Raw genomic sequence first — 20,636 nt, 5'->3', positions numbered from 1 at the left:
TTAAATGTTTTACATCATGAAAAATAAATCCACACTTATAAAAAAATTAATAATAATCCCATCTTTTTTGATTGCCGGACTATTCTTTAACTCTTGTAGTGATGATTTTTTGAATCAACCAGCCTATAATGTAACGGATACAAATACGGTTTTTGAAAGTTTAGACACTGCAGATTTGTTTGTTCAGGGCTGTTACAGAAATTTGGTTCCTACAGAAATGTATTATCAGTTAGGAGCAGGTGACACAGTAACTCACTCTTCTGAAGATGGATCTACTAATAACTCTAAATACAATATTTGTAACTACAAATATGATGCCTATACTCCGAATACAGTTACAGGTATTTATGCAGCAATGTATTCAAGTATAGAGAAAACCAATATTGCGATCACCAGATTAGCTTTGATGGAACCAAGCGCAAAGCGTAATTCTTTGATAGCAGAAGTTAAAGCTATTCGTGCATTTTGCTACTACAATTTGATCCGAGTGTATGGAGATGTTCCTGCGGTTTGGATCCCTTTGGAGGATGCAGATCCTAACGACCCTAATACTTTATATCCAAAACGTGCTTCCAGAGATGTAATCTACGATCGAGTTATCGCTGATATGCAGGAATCGGTAAATGATTTACCGGCTACAGGAACAACAACTGAGCGTTTAACAAAAGCAGCAGGAAATGGTCTTTTAGCAAGAATTGCTCTGTATGCAGCAGGTTACTCTTTAAGATGGGATCTTAATACCTCAACTCCTGGTATAATGTCTCGCAGAAGTGATAATGCAAGAGTTCAGCAGTTATATCAAATTGCAGATAATGCGGCTGCAGCTGTGATCAATGGCGGTACTGCCAGTCTAGTACAGGCTCAGGGTGGTAAAAGTGGTTTCGAAGCTTTATGGTTTAATTTCGATCAAAGAAAATTTGCAGTAACAAATCCGGAAATGCTTTGGCACATCGCTGAATATGGACCAAATACCAACTCAGGCTTTGGAGTCTACGCGAATGAAGGTTCTCGTGGAGGAACTTATGGTTCTAGAAAAGCATTACAGTTTATATTGCCTACTTATTATTTATCTTTTAATCAAGGTGATACGCGTAGAGATGTTTCTTGTACTTCTTACAGTGTCTATTTCTTAAATACTGGACTTGCTACAGACACTTGGGTAAACGCAGGAACTACATTCTCTTGTATAATGTCTGGTAAATTCAGACTGGGGTGGTGTGTAGCACCACAGGCGGCAGATGCGCGTAATTTAAATATTCCTATTCTAAGATATGCTGATGTTTTATTAATGTATGCAGAAACTCAAAATTATTTAAACGGAGGGCCTACCGCTCAGGCTACAGCAGCTTTACAACAGGTAAGAAATCGTGCAGGAATAGGTTCTTTACCAATACCAAGTGGTCAGCAGGCATTTGAATCTGCTATTGTTCAGGAACGTAAATGGGAATTTGCAGGAGAATTTAATCTTCGTACTGATTTGATTCGTATGAATCGTATTGCTAGTGAAATTGAAGCAACCAGACAGGCGATGAAAAACTTATCAAACAAAACCGGAGCGTATGCCAATACACCTGTTTATCGTCTTTATAAACTTGAAAAGAACGGACAGATTTATGGAGATCCGTACTTGGCTCTTAAATATATTGATATAACTAATCCTACAGAAATTGCAACCATACTGAATGTTCCGACAGCTTCAGCAAATTACGCTGCTTACCAAACTGCATTAAGAAATATTGTCGTAGCACACGGACAAACTACATTACCGGATGACAAGTGGTATCCTACTAATATGTTCCAGGCTTATACAAGTACTTTTAATGGTAACGCAAGAAAAGCAGCAGGATTTTTAGCAGGATTTAATCAACTTCAGATTGGAAATATTATCTATCAAAATCCAACAGGTTCTGCTGAAAACGGTGGAACATATCCAAACTGGATTGAAGGTGGTGGCGATGGTCTTTTCTACGGATTTGTACCAAATAAAACAGAATTGCTTCCGTTTGCAGCCGCTTCTGCAGGACATCCTTTAGTTGATAATCCAAATCTTACTCAACTTCCGGGGTATTAATTAAATAACCAATTGAAAATTATTTTAAACATTGAGAAAATTTTGGTTAAAGAAGAAATCAACTCAAATTTTCTTATTAATTAAATTTTTAAATAAAAACTTATCACAAAATATTAATTATAAATAAACTCAATTAGATTGCTGTATAAATTGAATTGATTTAATGAAAATTCAAGCATTAAATTATCTTTAAATAAAGAGTTTAGCAGTATAGTACGGGATACTGAAAAAAATATAACAATCTACTTTTGGGTTACAATTTAGAAATATAAGACAAACAATGGAAAAAGTAAAAACATTCAAATACGTAGACTATTTATGGGATGAAAACAAAGCGGCATCTTTTGGAGACGATCAGGTTGCTTTATTTTTATACCGCTCAAACATATTAGGAGCAGATTTAAGAATTACCAATTATGGAGGAGGAAACACAAGTTGTAAAACCATTGAAAAAGATCCTCTAACCAACGAAGAAGTTGAGGTTATGTGGGTAAAAGGTTCAGGTGGAGACATCGGAACTTTGACCAGAAAAGGAATCGCTGGATTATATACGGAAAGATTAAGAAACTTAAAAAATGTTTACCAAGGTTTAGAAGACGAAGACAGAATGGTAGGCCTATTCAATCACTGTATTTTTGATCTGGATAGCAAAGCGCCTTCTATTGATACGCCTCTTCACGGACTTCTTCCATTCAAACATATCGATCACCTTCATCCGGATGCTCTTATTGCTGTAGCTGCTGCAAAAGACAGTGAGGCGATTACCAAAGAAATCTGGGGAGACACAATGGGTTGGGTTCCTTGGCAACGTCCTGGTTTTGATTTAGGATTACAATTAGAAAAATGCTTAAACGATAATCCGGGAATTCGTGGAATTGTTTTAGGTAGCCACGGATTGTTCACTTGGGGAGATACTTCTTACGAATCTTACATCAACAGTTTAGAAGTAATTGAAATGGCTTCTGAATATATTGCTAATAAAATTGAAGAAAACGGACAGGTTTTTGGAGGTCAGAAAGTAGAATCTCTTCCTGCCGATGAGCGTAAAAACAAGGCAGCTCAATTGATGCCTTTATTGAGAGGTTTAGCATCATCCGAAAACAGAATGGTAGGTCATTTCACAGACAGCGATGTTGTGTTGGAATATATCAACAGTAACGATCTTGAGCGTTTGGCGCCACTTGGAACATCTTGTCCGGATCACTTTTTAAGAACAAAGATTCAGCCTTTGGTGTTGACTTTAGACAAAAATGAAGATTTAAGCGACTCTAAAGCTATTTTAGATAAATTAAATCCTCTTTTCGAACAATACAGACAAGAATATAAAGAATATTACGAAACTTGTAAACATCCAAACAGTCCCGCAATGCGTGATCCGAATCCAGTGATCATCATTTATCCAGGTGTTGGAATGTTCAGTTTCTCAAAAGATAAGCAAACAACCCGTGTTGCAAGCGAATTTTATGTAAACGCAATCAACGTAATGCGTGGCGCAGAAGCTATTTCTGAATATACTTCTTTACCAAGACAAGAAGCATTCGACATTGAATATTGGTTGCTTGAAGAAGCAAAATTGCAAAGAATGCCTAAAGAAAAACCACTTTCAAGAAAAATTGCTGTCGTAACCGGAGCAGGAGGTGGAATCGGACAGGCGATTGCTGATAAAATGGTTCAGGAAGGAGCGGTCGTTGTTTTCACAGATCTTAATCAGGAAGCGGTAGAATCTGTTACTGCAAAATACAGCAAAGATCAGGCGGTAGCCGTTACTTGTGATGTAACGAGCGAAGAAGCAATTGCAAACGCTTTTAAAGAAGCGGTTCTTGCATTTGGTGGAGTAGATATTATAGTTCACTCTGCTGGTTTAGCGATTTCTAAATCTTTAGAAGATACAACAACAAAAGATTGGGATTTACTAGAAAATGTTCTGGTAAAAGGACAGTTTTTAATGGCGAAAAATGGCGTTGAAATCATTAAAAAACAAGGTCTTGGAGGTGATATCGTCAATATTGCAAGTAAAAACGGCTTAGTTGCCGGACCAAATAACGTCGCATACGGAACTGCAAAAGCAGCTCAACAACATATGACTAGATTATTGGCAGCAGAATTGGCAGCTGATAAAATCCGTGTTAATGTAGTAAATCCTGACGGAGTTATTGTAGGAAGTAAAATCTGGGAAGGTTCTTGGGCAGAAGGTCGTGCAAAAGCCAACGGAATTTCTGTAGAAGAATTACCGGCATTTTATGCAAAAAGAAATTTATTAAACGAAATTATCCTTCCGGAAGACATCGCCAACGGAGTTTTCGCTTGTATCGCAATTTTAGATAAAAGCACAGGAAACATTATCAATGTAGATGGAGGTATGGCTAATGCATTTCCAAGATAAATTTTAGGATTTAAAAAAAGTATATAATTTATTAAATTGAAGGCTTGTTTTAAAGAATCATAAAAACTTTTGTGACTTTTGTGGTTAAAAAAACTTAAACGTATTCAATTTAAAATTTTTAAAAAATCAAATCATGATTATAGGAAAAGATATCATTGAAAATTACAATAAAGGAGAAGTTGAAAACTTTAATACAGATTTTGATTTTCTACAAAATAAGTTAACAAAATCAGGAGCAAATGTTGCTGAGATTGTCAACAAAATTTCAGATTTCCAGGTGGCAATTCCGAGTTGGGCTTTAGGCGCAGGCGGAACCCGTTTTGGGAGATTTTCTTACGGTGGCGAACCTTCTTCTTTAGAGCAAAAATTAGACGATGTAGGTTTGATTCATGCTTTAACGCATTCTGCGGGAGCTGTTTCGTTGCATATTCCATGGGATATTCCGAGTGATGTGAAGGCAATTAAAGAAAAAGCTGCTTCTCACGGACTTTTATTTGATGCGATGAATTCCAATACATTTCAGGATCAGCCGGCAGCAAAAGAATCTTACAAATTTGGTTCTTTGAATGCTGTAAATGAAGATTCAAGAGCTTATGCCGTAGAACACAATAAAGAAGTAATCAGAATCGGAAAAGAATTAGGTTCAAAAAGCTTAACCGTTTGGTTGGCGGATGGAGCAAGTTTTCCGGGACAGTTAAATTTCCAGACGGCTTTATCAAACACTGAAAAAAGCTTAAAAGAAATTTACGCAGGAATGCCTGAAGACTGGAAATTATTCATTGAATATAAACCTTACGAACCGAATTTCTATTCAACAACAATCCAGGATTGGGGAACTTCATTCATGCTGGCAAATGCTTGTGGAGAAAGAGCTTATACTTTAGTAGATTTAGGTCACCACTTGCCGAATACGAATATTGAGCAGATCGTTGCAACCTTAATGTATAAAGGGAAATTAGGTGGATTCCACTTCAACGACAGCAAATACGGAGATGATGATTTAACGGTTGGTTCTATCAAACCTTATGCTTTATTCTTGATTTTCAATGAATTGGTTTACGGTATGAAAAATAATCCTAACAACCCTTATCCGGCTTGGATGATCGATGCAAGTCATAACATCAAAGATCCGTTGGAAGATCTTTTACAATCTTTGGAAGCTATTTTAATTGCGTATGCTCAGGCACTTTTGGTAGACCAAAAAGCATTAAAAACAGCACAATTAAACAATGATGTTGTAGGTGCACAGGATATTTTGCAGAATGCATACAGAACAGATGTTCGTCCATTATTAAGAGCTGCAAGATTACAGACAGGTGCAGCGCTTGACCCGATTGCCGCTTACAGAAACTTAAAGGTAAGAGAAAATTTAATTTCCGAAAGAGGTTTGAATGTAAAAGCAACGGGGTTATAAACCTGTTTAAAAATTGATAATTTCAACTTTTGAGTGCAATCGAAAGTTTTTATTATATGTATCCTTATTTTTTTATCATTAAGGTTGAAAGTGTTTAGATGAGTAGGGTTTTAGGCATTGCTGCTTAAGGAATTAGTGGATTTTTTTCTTAACGCATCTTACTATCTGAACACTCCTTAATGGTTCAAAAAATAATATTTAAACAAATTAAAATTTCAATTAAAACATATTAGTGTTATTAGTGAAAATATTTGAACAATTTATTTTTAAAAACCCTCGTAATGATAAAAACAAAAATTAATTCATCACAAGAATGTCCAAAAAAAAAGTAACAATAGTATTTGATATTGGAAAAACCAATAAAAAGTTCTTTTTATTTGATAAAAATTATAAAGAAGTTGTTAGGGAATATACAGAATTACCGCTCACCACAGACGAAGATGGTTATCCAACGGAAGATCTTGCTGCATTGCAAAATTGGATAAAAGATAACTTCAACGCCATTCTTGATGATGAAAATTTTGAAGTAAAAGCGATTAATTTCTCTACCTATGGAGCAAGTTTTGTGCATCTGGATCAGAAAGGAAATGTTTTGACGCCTTTGTATAATTACACAAAACCCATGGATCAGGAAATTCTTGATTTATTTTACGAAAAACATGGAAGTAAATTGAAAATTGCCCGCGAAACAGCATCACCTCAATCAGGAATGTTAAATTCAGGTCTGCAATTATTCTGGTTAAAATACAAACACCCGGAGACCTTCAAAAAGATCCGTTACAGTCTTCATTTACCTCAGTATTTATCGTATCTGTTTACAGGAATCTGTGTTTCGGAATTCACTTCAATTGGCTGTCATACCAATTTATGGGATTATGATAAAGCGGATTATCATGATTGGGTTTACGAAGAGGGAATTGATGCTGTATTGGGGCCGATTGTACCTACTTCAGCAAGTATCAACACTTCTTACAGAAATAAAAAAATAAAAATCGGCGTTGGAATTCACGATAGTTCTTCAGCGTTATTACCTTATATTTTAAGTAAAAAAGAACCTTTTTTATTGCTTTCAACTGGGACATGGAGTATTTCTCTCAATCCTTTTAATGATGAAAGTTTAACGGATGAAGATATAGAAAACAATTGCCTAAATTACATGCGTATCGATGGTAAACGCGTAAAAGCATCCCGTTTTTTTATGGGAAATGAATACAAGATTCAGGTTGAAAAATTGTGTGCGCATTATGGAAAAGAGTATGGTTTCCATAGAGAAGTGCAGTTTGATCAGGATTTGTATTTACGCTTAATGAAGAATAAAAATATCTATTTTCGTTTTGAAGGAATAATTTTGAAAAGAAAAATGATTACTGCAACAGATTTAAATTCATTTGCAACCTTTGAAGAAGCATATCATCAATTAATGATAGAATTGATGGATTTACAGATTCATACCATTACAAACGCAATCGGAAATTCAGAAATTGAAAACATTTACATCGACGGCGGATTTACAGACAATGATGTATTTATGAAATTGATGTCTCATCATTTCCAGCATTATAATGTGATGTCTACACATTCTCCGTTGGGTTCAGCATTGGGAGCATCAATGGTTATTTCCAACAAAAAAATAGACGAAACTTTTTTACAACAGCATTATCAGATGAAAGTGCTTCAACCTTTAATTCTTAATTTATAAATCATGGCATTTCCATTTGATACCCGTTATGCTTCGCTTGAATTGTTGATCGAAAGAGCTAAGAAAAAGATGCCCCGTTTCGCTTTTGAATATTTGGATGGCGGTTGTAATGAAAACATTAACAGAGACAGAAATACAAGCGAACTGAGAGAAGTTTTGCTTCGTCCGCAATACCTGAACAATAATTATGCGGAAGCCAATATGGAAACTGAATTATTCGGCGTAAAATATTCCGCACCATTTGGAATTTCTCCTGTTGGTTTACAGGGATTAATGTGGCCCAATGCCCCCGAAATTTTAGCAAAAGCAGCCTTTAAACACAATATTCCTTTTATTTTAAGTACGGTAACAACCAGCAGTATTGAAAGAATTGCCGAATTAACGGAAGGGAAAGCTTGGTATCAATTATATCACCCGAGAGAAGAATGGTTACGCGACGATATTCTTGATCGTTGTGAAGCTTCCGGATACGATGTACTCGTAGTTTTAGCAGACGTTCCAACTTTTGGATACAGAGCTAAAGAAATCCGAAATGGTTTGGCAATGCCTCCTCAACTGAATTTCAGAAATGTTTCACAGGCGTTGGCAAGACCGGAATGGTGTTTGGAAATACTCAAACATGGTGTTCCTAGTTTTAAAACCATGGAAAAATACATGGATAAAAACATGGGCGTGAAACAGTTAGGACAATTTATGAATTCTACATTTTCTGGAAGGTTAAATTCTGATAGAATAAAAGCAATTCGTGATAAATGGAAAGGTAAATTGGTTATAAAAGGTGTCGCTTCCGACGAAGATGCTGCAGAAGCAGTACGTTTAGGATTTGATGGAATGATCATCTCCAATCACGGCGGAAGACAGCTTGATGCCGGAGAGTCTACGATTGCCGTAGTGAAAGAAATTAGCGAAAAATATAAAGATCAGATCAAAATAATGATGGACAGCGGTGTAAGAACCGGTCCGGATGTTGCCCGCGCGTTAAGTTGTGGCGCCGAATTTACCTTTATGGGACGAACGTTTATGTATGCAGTCGGAGCTTTAGGCGAAAAAGGTGGTGATCATGTCATTGAAATGCTTAAAATGCAGTTCAGACAAGTGATGGAGCAGGTTTGCTGTGAAAAACCGGAAGATTTGCAGAACTTTAGGGTGAAGTAAAAACTTCTTAAAAGTTAATTCTTTGATCAGTTTGTCATTCTGACGAAGGAAGAATCTCTTCTTAATTTAACAATAGATGACTCTTCACTACATTTCATTTCGTTCTGAATGACACGGTTGAATCATTCAATAGGAACGGGCTTTTGCCCGTTTTCAATTAAAGAAATTCTACATTGGCTTTAGCCAAAACTTCATAAACTTTAAAATATTTTTAAACGCAAAGATTTAGTATTAAAATGTATTATTCAAGAAAGCAAAGTAGTGCAACAAGTCGCTGAAGAAGCATGCTTAATAAGAATCAATTTATTGGTTCCATTCTTTGCTCACTTAAAAAAATTAAATCATAAGTAAAACTTTGCGTTAAAAACGTGGATCAGTTTCAAACTAAAAAATTCGCAAAGAAACCCTGCGAATTTTCATTTATTATAATTTGAATAATTATTTTTTCTTTTCAGATTTCACCGCTTGTCTTGCCAATAATTTCCAGTCGTTTTTCACTTTTGTCCAAACCAATAATATATCCAAAGTTACATCGCTTGGGCCTTTTCCAAGATCATTTGTCTTTGCGTAAAAATGATGACGAACAATCGCTGTGTTCCCGACGATACTGATATTTTGATTGGTAATATCAATGGTTTCAAAAACTGATTTTTTACTTGATAATTTGTCAACAAACTCCGCTGAATCATCTATATGACCTCCAGAATGTCCATAAGTTAATTCCGGTAAGATCAAAGATTCTAACGATGATTTATCACCGCTTATCATTGCTAATCTCAGCTTTTCCGCGACTTCAGTCACAGCGTCTTTATCATTTTTTTTCTGTCCGGAAACAGCGATTACCATAAAAAAGCTCATGGCAAAAATTATTTTTTTAATCATAATTAAATTAGATATTTTTTTGAGTATATTTAAAATTAATGTAATCGATTGCGCGTTTGTATAAAAAATATAAACTTTGAGTTTTAAAGAGAATCTCTCTGAATAAATTTAAAAACATTATTCACCTGTTCCTTTTTATTTTTTAAGATCATGTAGGCTGCAGATTCTCCCATGGCTTTAAAATCTGTTGTAATAACGGTAATTCCCAACAATTCTTTAAGAGGAGTTTCGTTATAGGAAATGATTCCGATGTCTTCACCCAATTTCAGATTTTTCTGTCTGATTTGTTTCACTAAATTTACAAGATCACGTTCCCGGATGGTGATGAAAATATCTTTGTCCTGTAATTCCATGTCGGGATAAATTTCATCAAGAATTTCATAATCAAGTTTAAAATCTTTACAAAAATTCTCAAAACCGCGTACAATGCGGAACGGGTAGGGGTGAATAGATTTATCGGGATAAACCAAAATGATCTTTTCGTATTTCTTTATTTTGTCTAAACCTTCTTTCAGGGCATTGTAAATATCATGTTCAAAATCCTGAAAAATAGTACCATATTCGCCTGAAATGTTTGGTTTGGTGTTGTCCAGAAGAAGCAATTTATTTTTCGGGATTTTTTCAATCATATCAATCACTTCCTGCGTTGAACTGGTATGTTTTGACTGCTCATCACGAAAATGGGGCATGATCACATAATAATCAAATCCTCCAAGGTTCTTTTTTAATGAATTAATAAAAAGTGTTTCATCACAATGGTAAATATACATCTCAACATTGCCTTTGGTACCGATTGCATTGACGAAATAATTGTAAATCATCATTTTATAAGTACTAGGTTTATTGATTAAAAAGAAGATATTAATAATATCATTTTTATTGATTCGTGAAATGTAATATCCTTTTCCCTTTACCGATTCAATTATTTGTCTTTTTCGAAGCTCTTTATAGGCTTTTTCCACTGTATCTCTTGAAAGAAAGCAGGATTCACTAAGCTCGTTGATAGAAGGAATTTTTTCTCCTATCTGAATTTCTCCTCCATCAATTCCATTAAGTATAGAATCTACAATTTGTTTGTATTTGGGAACTCTGGAGTGTTCATTTATCTGTACTTCAAATGTTGTTTCTGCCATGGCTTTTCAGATAGGAGAGATTAAAACGGTTTTAAAGAATCTAATTTATAAAAAATTAATTAATGATTGCAGATTTGTTGTAAAATTTATGTCGATATACTTGTATTTTTTTTGATTATTCAAAATAAACCTACATTGATAGATTTTAACGATAAAAAAACTTCATTAGGAGTAAAAACAGACCATAAAAAAAGCCTGCCCTTTTCAGAACAGACTTCAACTAATATGAATGTAAAATTTTTAAGGCATTTTTTTGAAACCTTCTGCTTTTATTTTCCATGAGCCATCTTTCGGGAAACCTGGAAATTCACCTTTCGAATTATCCCAACCTTCGAGCATCATGGCAACGGTTGTTAAAACTCCTCCGTTTCCGGGAAGATAAATTCGTAAACGTCCGTCCTGATAATTGTGACCGTTTTTCAGATAAGTATTGGTCTGTATATTCATGAAAAGTGCATCCAGAGCTTTATTTGGAAGTCCTAATCGTGCCGCAGTCATAGCGGTCATCGGGAAATCCCAACCCCAAGTATGTTCCCAGTTCCATCTTTCCCAAACGATATCGAGAGTGTTTTTCATGATTTTTTTATCCAATTTTGGAGATTCAGGAACCATTCCCAACGCTCCAAGAACTGCGGGGTGATCGGTCATCCATTTTGGATAGGTAAAAGAATCTTTTGCAGATTCCGTCGACAGATAAACGCCATCCTGTACCGGAAGAGGTGCCAATTTTGAAATCACATCATCCCATTTTTTATCTCTCGGCTGTCCTAATCTTTCTTTCCATTGTTGTGCTGTTTTCAGTGCCCAATCCCAATACGCCACTTCATATGTCGGGTTGTAAGTGTCTTTAGCAGGGAAAACTTCCTGTGCCGGAATAACTCCTTTACCCAGATTATAACGCTTTTTTTCTTTGTCATAAGTGGCAAAATCTGCCATAAAATCTGCTGTTGCAAAAACCAAATCCTTATATTTTTCCAATACTTTTTTATCCTTGTTATTGCGATATAGAAGTTCGGTCATATAAATAAGATGCGGTTGTTCCCAAATTAAAAAAGCAGCGACTGAAGATGGACTTTCGTTTCCGTCATTATCAGACATTTTTATCCATCTTACACCTTTGTAGCCTTGTCTTTGGGCTAAAGCTTTTGCTTTTTCAAATGATCTGAAATAATAATCCAATTGTTTTTCCAAAATCTCAGGTCTTCCCCATAAAGCGTAGTGAACACCGTGCCACCAATGCATTTCTGTGTGAGGTTTTCCGTACCAGCTGTTGAAAGTTAAACCCGTTTCCTGTGGCGGATTGCTTCCTCCGCATTGTACTTTGGTTAAATATTCCGATAAAACAACTCTGCGTTCCAATTCGTTTGCTCTCGGGTCTGTACTTCCGTCAAAATCTACGGCAGCGCCACTTTCCCAGAAAGATTTCCAGCCTGAAGTGCTTTCTTTTTCAGCGTCGGCAAATAATGTTTTACTGCTTTTTGGATTTTTAGATGAAAATTCAACACTTAATTCTATTGTTTTGTTTTTAGAAGAAGGTTCGTACACGAAATAATGTTTTCCTGCTTCGCTTAATTTTCCTTCTGTAAAATATAATTGAGTAAAATAATCGGCAGTTTGTAGTTTATGTTCAATCAATCCTTGAGTTGGATTTGATGAAATAATTTTTGTTGAATGATCATTTTCATTACCATAAAAAACAGCATCATCCAAGAATTGCCCGGAAGGAGAAGGGTAGTGCGCAAACACTTTTAATCTTTTTTGAGTAATTAAATCTGATTCAATTTTTACCCCAATTTTATCAGAATTTTGGAAAGAAGCCGTCCAGACTTTCACTGGCGTTCCATCTAATGAGAATTCACTGGTTATAATTCCTGTCCAGAGATCAATTGTTTGGTTAATGTTAGCCAGGTCTGAAATTTTTGCTTTCTGACCGTCTTTTTTATACAGTTCGATACCCACATTTCCCAACTGCAAACGATGTTGATTCACACGATAATATTCAACTGCTTTTTTATTGCGTTCAGGTTCTTTTAGCTGAACACTATACAATGCTTTTCGTCCATCATTATTGAAGTCGTAAGCTTTTAACGTCTCATCAAATTTGTAATTTTCGGTATTCTGAAAGCTGTTCCAGCCCCATTCAGACTGAGTTCCCAAAGAAACACCATTTTTGTAAACTTCAGGAAATGACTGCATTCCGGTAATATCCACGGTGTAGGCAAATTTTCCGTTACCAACCGTTAAAGAAGATAATGTATCAACTTTTGTATTGACGATATTATGACGCTGAACGACTTTTTGACGGTCAATTTTCTGGGCATTGAGAGAAGAAAAACCCATTAGAAAAAGACCAAAATATACTGCTAATTTTTTCATTTTTAAATCTATTTATTTTTTTAACCACAAAAGGGTTAAAAGATTTTATTGTGAATTGATATTCAAAAGGAGACAAAATAGTAGATTAAGATTTTACATTTTGTAAACTTTTGCAACATTTTATTTTCAAACATTTCTTTTGAAGCTTTTGTGTAAAAAGCCTTCTAATTATTTTATTTTAATACAGTGGCGCTCATCATTCCGATGACAACATCGTTGCTCACTGCGGTTAATTGTATTGATTTTAATTCTTTATTTGGATCAATTGGCAAATCCAGAATGGTTGCAGAACCGCCTTCTACGGCGCGATCGCTGAATCCTTTTATACCTGAATATTTGGTTAAACTTCCGCCTTTGTACAATTCTCCTGTTTTTAATTTTACTCTGTATGGGATTTTGTCATCCGGAATTTCAAAGGCAAAATTATCATCAAGCAAATCTTGTTCGATCGGCCACCAATTGGTTGGGTTTTTTAGTTCTAATTCTGTAGTCGAACCATCAACATATTGAACGGTAATTTTTCCATTAATAATCTGCGATTGCATCGGATTGGTAGAACCTGCCATCAGAAAATAGATTTTTTTTCCTTTTCCTGAAACAGGAATTTCAACCGATTTCGGAAAGTTATCCCACTGACTCGTAAAGACAATGTTTTTATCCGAATTATCAATTAAAAAAGGAACTCCAAGAAAATCAACTTTGCCATTTTTTCTTTTATTCATCAATCCGCTGTCGTCGATTTGAGCGGTGATTAATGGATAACACCAATTTCCAATTCCCTGCCACGGAAGTTGTAATGTCGGAACATTTAGGCGTGGAGAAAGATATTTTTGATTGAAAATTTGAGTTACTTTTTCATTATATTTTGAAGCTAATGAAATGTTATTGAATTCTCCTTTGTTTTCAATTTCCCAATCTGTGATTTCAATATTTTGCTTAATTCCGTTATATTCAAGCTCGATAGAATTGGTTCCTTTGCTTAAAACAGTTGTCGGAATTTCAATTGATATTGATTGATTTTTCGGAGCTGAAAAAGTTTTATTAAAACTATTAAGACTCAATTTTCCTTTGATCTGGTTTAATGATTTTGATTGAATTTGTAACTTTTTATTGATCCATTTAATTTGTAAAGGATATTGAATATCAATATTCACAGGTTGCCACCATTTTGTTCCATTTTGCTCTATCTGAACGAAAAATGTTCCTTTTCTCTCTTCTTTTACTAAATCAAATTGTTTATCCTTTCTATTTTTAATTAATTCCTGTGGATCGTAAATTTGTTGAATCTTCTTTTTTGAATCTAAATTAAGTTGAAGACTTTCAGAGATATAATTAATGTAATCTGTCTTTTCATTTTTTAATTCTTTCCCCGAATACGTAATTTCAATTGAAAATTCTTTTCCTTTTTCTGTTTCCAATCTCATAAAAGGCTGTGAAATAGAATTGGGTTGTATCGACCAATTTATATTTTTACCATTTACATTTACTGATTTTATTTCGGTATGATTTACGGGAATCTGCATTTCCAAAGCAACCGATTTCGAATAATTTGATTTGAAAAAATATTCCGCTTTTTTTGAATTTTGATTAAATTTTAATTCCCAATCCGGAAGTTTCAATTCAGCAAAATTCCAATCTTTAGGAAAGCCGGGTTTGATACTTATTTTATTTTCTAGTAATTTAGGATAAACCCCGAAAAGTCCTTCGGTTAAAGTTCTTGCTGCAACACCAATCGGATCGGCAAAATCTCTGTATAATTCACCGCGAAAAGCATCGTAATGCGACAATTGTTCAAAATTTCCCGGACTGATTCCGTAATACATACTTTCTGCCAAATTGCCTTTCCAAAGTCGGTAAGCATCTTCATTTCTACCCGCTTGCCAATATGCCAAAGCAGTTTGAAGGTTTTCTGCCAACGCTACATTGTTGATCGACCAGTCGTATGGTTGCCAGTTGGTAGTCGACAAAGTATAATAATTTTTATCAGCTTCTCCTTTTACTTTTATTGGAATTTTCGGAATATAATTGTTGATATATTGAGTGTTTTGATAATCTTCAAATTCATTTAAAATATACGCATCCGAAACATGGTAAATCGACCAGATTCCGGGTTTGTCATGAAGAATTTGATTACCCAAAGTGTCTTTATATTCCGCAAAATATCCGTTCTTTTTAATCCAAAGCTGATTTTTCATTGCCTTTAAAATGGCTTCAGCTTCTTTTTCGTAAGGTTGGGGATTTTCGCCAATTATTTTCGCCAATTTCGCCATTTCACGGTTGGCTCTGTAATTATAAGCAGAAGTGTGAGTAACTTTTCCACCCGAATATTGCAAAGCATCACTTGCCCAAATAGCGGCATAAGCGTCATAAAGGTCGCCTCTTTTAAAATTTCTTTTTTCCCAGTCCATGTGACGAACCATCGTTGGCCACATTTTCTTTAAAAATTCAACGTCTCCGGTGTAATTGAAATGAGAAAACATCTGATCAAAAAAAACCAGATTCATGTCGTAATGATGCGGTTTTGTATTATCATTGGGATTTCTTGAAATATATCCGCTTGAAAATACAGAGTTGCCCATTTTTTCGGTATGTCGAGCCAAATGTAGTAAAGTATCCATTTCAACAGGTACGAAATCAGGTTTCAAAACCTGAGAATTAGCGTAGCTTTCAAAATGTTCTTTTGCGCGGTCATGCCAACTAAGAGCGTCTGCAACATAAGCGCCACGCCACGCATTTAATCTCATTCTCCAGGCTACTGCGCCATGAAGATAGGTTGGGGTTTCCCAAATTCCGTCTGCAGCAATGGCTAAAGTTGCCCCAAAATTATTCAAATCTGAATCTGGAGTCTTTAACTGAACTCGGTTTGTTAATGTTAATCTGGATTGTTCAGCTTCATTAAATAGAGTTTTTAAATCTTCATCAGAAAAAGTTTTATCTGATTTTCCCTTTGCAATTTGAATATAAACAGGATTTTTTTCTGCTGAATATGTTGCGTAAATTATAGGAGATTGTTCATTTTTATTTTGGGTAAAATCAGATAATTTTTCTAAAGTTTTAGCATCAGTTAATTGTAATGAATTTGTGCTTGAAAAACTTCCGTTAATACTCTTAGCCTCCTTTTTTTTGTTAAAGTAAGAAAGTTCAAACTGGTTTTTATTAATCTTAAATTCATTTCCGATGCAATATTCGGGGAGTAAATAAAATCCTGATTCCGGATCTGCACCAATGTCACCATTTCTGCTGAACGTTTTTCCACTTACTCCACCGTAAACGGCATAGATTTTTGTTGAAGGATCAACATTATCCATTTCCATTTTTAAAACTAATCCTTCTTCTTTTGATTGTGCTAAAACCGTCAGTTTTAAACTTCCAAATCCAAGAATCGGATCTTTAATATTGTAAAGCATTGATCCCGGACGATAAAGGGTTTCAATCTTTTCTGCATTAATCAATTTTTTAATGGAATTTCCTTTCTGAATAACGAACTGAAGATTGCCTCCCATTCCGGGAAGATATAGCGCAAATTCAGGTAAATCTCCTGCTTCTACTCTTGAAGCACGGTTATCTCCATACAACGCACGGTTGAATCTGTATTTTCCATTAACCAATAAAAAATCGCCTTTGTATTCTTTGTAATGCAGTTCTCTTTCATTTTCTTGCCAATGTTTGGATTGAGAAAACGAAAGTGAAAACGCAGATAAAACAATCAAGCCTGCTAAAATGGATTTTCTTCGCATTTTACTTAAAATTGGTTAAAGGTTTTCCATTTACGGTTACATTTTTCAATGTCACATTTTTTAAGAAATCAACTTTATACGGAATTTCAACTCCATCAATTTTTGCGTTGATCATGGTGAAATCTGTTACCGGCGAAGATTCATAGGCATCAGAGAATACAGCGTATTTTCCACCCTTTTCTACAGTCAGATTTTCTACCCAGATATTTCTGATGGTCGGAATATGATTTCCCGGTTTTTCATAATGCATATTGAAACGGACGGCTGCTTCTTTATACGCGCCAACTTTTGTGTTATAGAAAAATACGTTTTCAATGATTCCTCCACGACTTGAGCTTGTTTTAATTCTTAAAGCTCTGTCAAGGTTCTTACTGTCCATCACATTGTCTATTGCGTAAATATTTCTAGCTCCGCCTGCAATTTCACTTCCAATAACAACACCGCCATGTCCGTCTTTCATTTCACAGTTTTCGATGATATGGTTTTCTGCAGGTTTTCCTATATCTCTTCCGTCTTCGTCTCTTCCTGATTTTATGGCAATACAGTCGTCTCCGGTATCAAAATAAGAATCTTTTATCCATACATTTTTACATGCTTCAGGATCAAATCCGTCGTTGTTTGGACCGTGACTGATCACTTTTACTCTTTCAATCAATACATTTTCACACAATACAGGATTTAGGTTCCACATCGGAGAATTTTTCACCAAAACATCTGCCATGTAGAAATTTTTACTTTTGTAAGGCTGTACGAAATTTGGTCTTAAATAATATCCGTCACCAAATATTCTTTGTCTTGGATCTTTCTTTTGAGCCATATATTCGTGAAGTTTTGCACGGGCAGGATTTTGTCTTCCCGGACGGGATTCGTTGTAACCATACTTTGTTGCACCACACCAAAACCACCAATGGTCGTTGTCAGAATTTCCATCTAATGTTCCTTTTCCGGTTATAGCGATATTTTCTTCTTCGTAAGCATAAATTAGGGATGAATAATTCATGCATTCCATTCCTTCCCACCTTGTGAAAACAATAGGATAGTCGTTACTGTCCTGACTAAACAAAATGGTAGAACCTTCGCTTACATATAGATTGACATTACTTTTTAAATAAATAGCACCTGTCAGGAAGATTCCTTTTGGTACTACAACTCTTCCTCCACCTTCTGAATTACATTTTTCAATAGCTTTCTTAAATGCTTCTGTATTTTTTGTCTTTCCGTCACCAATAGCACCAAAATCTGTAATGAGATAGTCTTGTTTTCTAAAATTTGGCTTTACAATTTGTTTTTTTAACGCCTGAATTTCTTGTAAAGGTTGTTTTGCCGAAACCCAAGGTTTATATTGAGCCGAAAAAGGGATCGAGATCAATAGTAAAAGAAAGAATAAAGCATATTTTTTCATAATGGTAGAGTTGTATAGTTTTTAAGGAAGACTATTTTGTAATAATTTTCTTTATTTATTGCAATCTAAAATAATTGTGATAAAAAATTATCCTGCACTGTCGGTTTTACAAAAAATTTCAATGTTTTTATTTAAAATATAGGAATTGTATTGTAATCGATTGCGCTGTGTCAAATATAAAAAGAATTAGTTTTTAAAAATGTTATCATGTCATCAGAAAATTAATAACTAATCCAGTAGATTTTGGGGAAAATATAAAATTATAGCTTAACCTAATGATTTTGACAAGGTTTAATTTAATTTAAAAGATGTCGATGATCTTGATAAATAAAATTCGCCATCATGAAAATGATAGAAAGATCAAAGATTCTGAAGGCGAAATAAAAATTATTGAAGTTGAGTACGTTGAATTTTCAAAAAAATAGAGAATGTGATCAGATTTTCATAGAACCGAACCAAATAATAGAAATAGTGAGCCCAAACTGGATGTTTACAAAATAACTACATTTATATTGTTGTTGATATCGATTGCCCGTATATCTGCTATTTCGCTTCTTTTATAATGGACAATATTTTGATAATCAAGTTCTAGACATTACAGATTGGTGAAATTTTAATTAAATTATATCGGCTTGAAGTAAAATTTCAAGCCGATATTTATATTTCAGTCTTTATTTTTTTCTCCCATACATCAAAATCCTCTTAAACGAATAAATGGCCGGCATTTTCGGAAACCCCTTTTCAATTCGTTGTTTAAATTCTGCTGTAAAAGCTTTTTGCTGTTCCTCATCCAATCTTTCCAAATAAGGAATCAAAGCCGATCCTGAAATAAAATTGAATAAAGTCTCATGATCTTCCGCGATAATTGGATAGACTTTTTGTGAAAGATTCAACTCTTCAATACCATTATCAAATAAAATTTGGGCATATTCATCAATCGTGAGAACTGCAGAAGGGCGATTCCAATTATTTAATTGTGATTTGAAAGGCTCTTCATTGGCAAGTTCAAATAAAATTTGATTAAGAATATTTCCCGGCTGATAAGGCATTTGGATAGCTAACTGACCGTCAGATTTCAATTTAGAGATCAGTTTCGGAAACAAAGTTTTATGATCGTCAGACCATTGCAGAGCGGCATTGCTGAAAATAAGATCCCAATTTTCATCACTGTTCAAAATTTCTTCGGTGGTTGCTTTTCTGAAATGAAGACGGTCATTTTCAAGCATTTTAGACTTTTCCAGCATTTCACTTGATGAATCAATTCCTATAAATGTAGCCTCCGGAAATTTTTCAGTAAGAATGGCGGTTTGTTCACCTGTTCCGCAGCCCAGATCAATGGCTTTCATTTGTTTTTCATCTTTAATAAGATCAGCAAGATCAAAAAATGGTTTGAAACGGATGTTTTTAAATTGATTATAAATGTCAGGATTCCAAGGCATAATTTGTAATTTTAAGATGATTCAATTTAATAATTTTAGAATGAATTGAATCATTTAAAATATTAAAAAAGACTTAAATTAATCCTTAATTCAAATGGCTTAGAAGGTGAATTAGGCAAAAATTATGATTCTTTCTTATTTTAGCAAAATGAAAATACAAATCATCAGCGACTTACACCAGGAATTTGGATTAACCGATCTGTCCTTTGATAATGCTGATTTGGTGATACTCGCTGGCGATGTAAATTTGGGTACAAAAGGAATTGAGTGGATCAAAACTAAAATTCCAAACAAACCTGTAATCTATGTGTTGGGAAACCATGAATATTACAAAGGTTCTTACCCAAAAACGCTTAATAAAATAAAGGCAGCCGCTCAAGATTCCAATGTTTTTGTACTTGAAGATTCTTTTGTAGATATTGATGGCGTTCGTTTTCATGGCACAACATTATGGACAGATTTTTCATTATTCGGAAATCCAATGCATTACGGAATGATCTGTCAGCCCAAAATGAATGATTATAAAAAGATAACCCGCGATCCTTCTTATTCGAAATTAAGAACGATTGATACTTTTAAGATCCATCAGTTTTCAAAATTATGGTTACAAGAAAGCCTTGAGAATGCAAGAGGTTTGAAAAATATCGTGGTTACGCACCACGCACCTAGTATTCAGTCTGTTCCCAACCATTATAAAGAAGATCCGATAACTTCAGCATATGCGTCGAACCTTGAAGATTTTATTGTAAAGCATCAACCTTTGTATTGGATTCACGGACATATTCATACACCTTGCAGATATAAAATTGGAGAAACAGAGATTATTTGTAATCCCCACGGATATATTGATGAAAAATATAATGGATATGATAAAGAATTGATTGTTGAAATTTAGTTTAAATCCTTAAGATGATATAAAGTAAAATGAAACCTATTGCGTCTATT

Annotated in this window: 12 protein-coding genes; 6 read left to right on the top strand and 6 right to left on the bottom strand. The window is 34.6% G+C overall.

Annotation, left to right across the window (positions count from 1 at the left end; genetic code table 11):
- Window positions 1-16 precede the first annotated feature (16 nt).
- The 5 genes from EG348_RS00155 (at window position 17) to EG348_RS00135 (ending at window position 8,722) form a co-directional block, all read left to right on the top strand.
- Entirely contained in the window at window positions 17-2,071 is a 2,055-nt protein-coding gene (locus tag EG348_RS00155) for a RagB/SusD family nutrient uptake outer membrane protein (protein WP_123979541.1), read from the top strand.
- A gap of 280 nt (window positions 2,072-2,351) precedes the next feature.
- The gene (locus EG348_RS00150; protein WP_123979539.1) at window positions 2,352-4,454 is read left to right on the top strand and encodes a bifunctional aldolase/short-chain dehydrogenase; all 2,103 of its coding nucleotides are present in this window, start codon (window positions 2,352-2,354) and stop codon (window positions 4,452-4,454) included.
- 133 nt (window positions 4,455-4,587) lie between these two features.
- Window positions 4,588-5,868: a sugar isomerase gene (locus EG348_RS00145; protein ID WP_123979537.1), complete on the top strand. Its 1,281-nt coding sequence runs from the start codon at window positions 4,588-4,590 to the stop codon at window positions 5,866-5,868.
- A gap of 313 nt (window positions 5,869-6,181) precedes the next feature.
- Window positions 6,182-7,567: an FGGY-family carbohydrate kinase gene (locus EG348_RS00140; protein ID WP_123979535.1), complete on the top strand. Its 1,386-nt coding sequence runs from the start codon at window positions 6,182-6,184 to the stop codon at window positions 7,565-7,567.
- Between the two features lie 3 nt (window positions 7,568-7,570).
- Window positions 7,571-8,722 (top strand): alpha-hydroxy acid oxidase, encoded by a 1,152-nt coding sequence (locus EG348_RS00135; RefSeq protein WP_123979532.1) that lies wholly within the window; start codon window positions 7,571-7,573, stop codon window positions 8,720-8,722.
- Between the two features lie 438 nt (window positions 8,723-9,160).
- Here the strand turns inward: EG348_RS00135 and EG348_RS00130 are convergent, their stop codons facing one another.
- The 6 genes from EG348_RS00130 to EG348_RS00105 form a co-directional block, all read right to left on the bottom strand.
- Window positions 9,161-9,604 (bottom strand): nuclear transport factor 2 family protein, encoded by a 444-nt coding sequence (locus EG348_RS00130; RefSeq protein ID WP_123979530.1) that lies wholly within the window; start codon window positions 9,602-9,604, stop codon window positions 9,161-9,163.
- A gap of 83 nt (window positions 9,605-9,687) precedes the next feature.
- A complete protein-coding gene (locus EG348_RS00125; RefSeq protein ID WP_123979528.1) occupies window positions 9,688-10,737 on the bottom strand; it encodes a GntR family transcriptional regulator in 1,050 nt (349 codons plus the stop codon).
- Between the two features lie 240 nt (window positions 10,738-10,977).
- On the bottom strand, window positions 10,978-13,113 hold the full coding sequence (locus tag EG348_RS00120; protein ID WP_123979526.1) for a hypothetical protein: 2,136 nt from the start codon (window positions 13,111-13,113) through the stop codon (window positions 10,978-10,980).
- A 173-nt stretch (window positions 13,114-13,286) separates the two neighbouring features.
- On the bottom strand, window positions 13,287-16,850 hold the full coding sequence (locus EG348_RS00115; RefSeq protein WP_123979523.1) for a DUF4450 domain-containing protein: 3,564 nt from the start codon (window positions 16,848-16,850) through the stop codon (window positions 13,287-13,289).
- Window position 16,851: 1 nt separating this feature from the next.
- Window positions 16,852-18,252, bottom strand: a complete 1,401-nt coding sequence (locus EG348_RS00110; RefSeq protein WP_123979521.1) for a glycoside hydrolase family 28 protein — start codon at window positions 18,250-18,252, stop codon at window positions 16,852-16,854.
- Between the two features lie 671 nt (window positions 18,253-18,923).
- Window positions 18,924-19,691: a methyltransferase domain-containing protein gene (locus EG348_RS00105; protein ID WP_123979519.1), complete on the bottom strand. Its 768-nt coding sequence runs from the start codon at window positions 19,689-19,691 to the stop codon at window positions 18,924-18,926.
- A gap of 148 nt (window positions 19,692-19,839) precedes the next feature.
- Here EG348_RS00105 and EG348_RS00100 point away from each other — a divergent pair, with 148 nt between their 5' ends.
- The gene (locus EG348_RS00100) at window positions 19,840-20,586 is read left to right on the top strand and encodes a metallophosphoesterase (protein ID WP_123979517.1); all 747 of its coding nucleotides are present in this window, start codon (window positions 19,840-19,842) and stop codon (window positions 20,584-20,586) included.
- Window positions 20,587-20,636: the final 50 nt, after the last annotated feature.

It is taken from the genome of Chryseobacterium sp. G0201, assembly GCF_003815655.1.
GTDB lineage: Bacteria > Bacteroidota > Bacteroidia > Flavobacteriales > Weeksellaceae > Chryseobacterium.
This window is presented reverse-complemented; position numbering and strand designations above follow the sequence as displayed.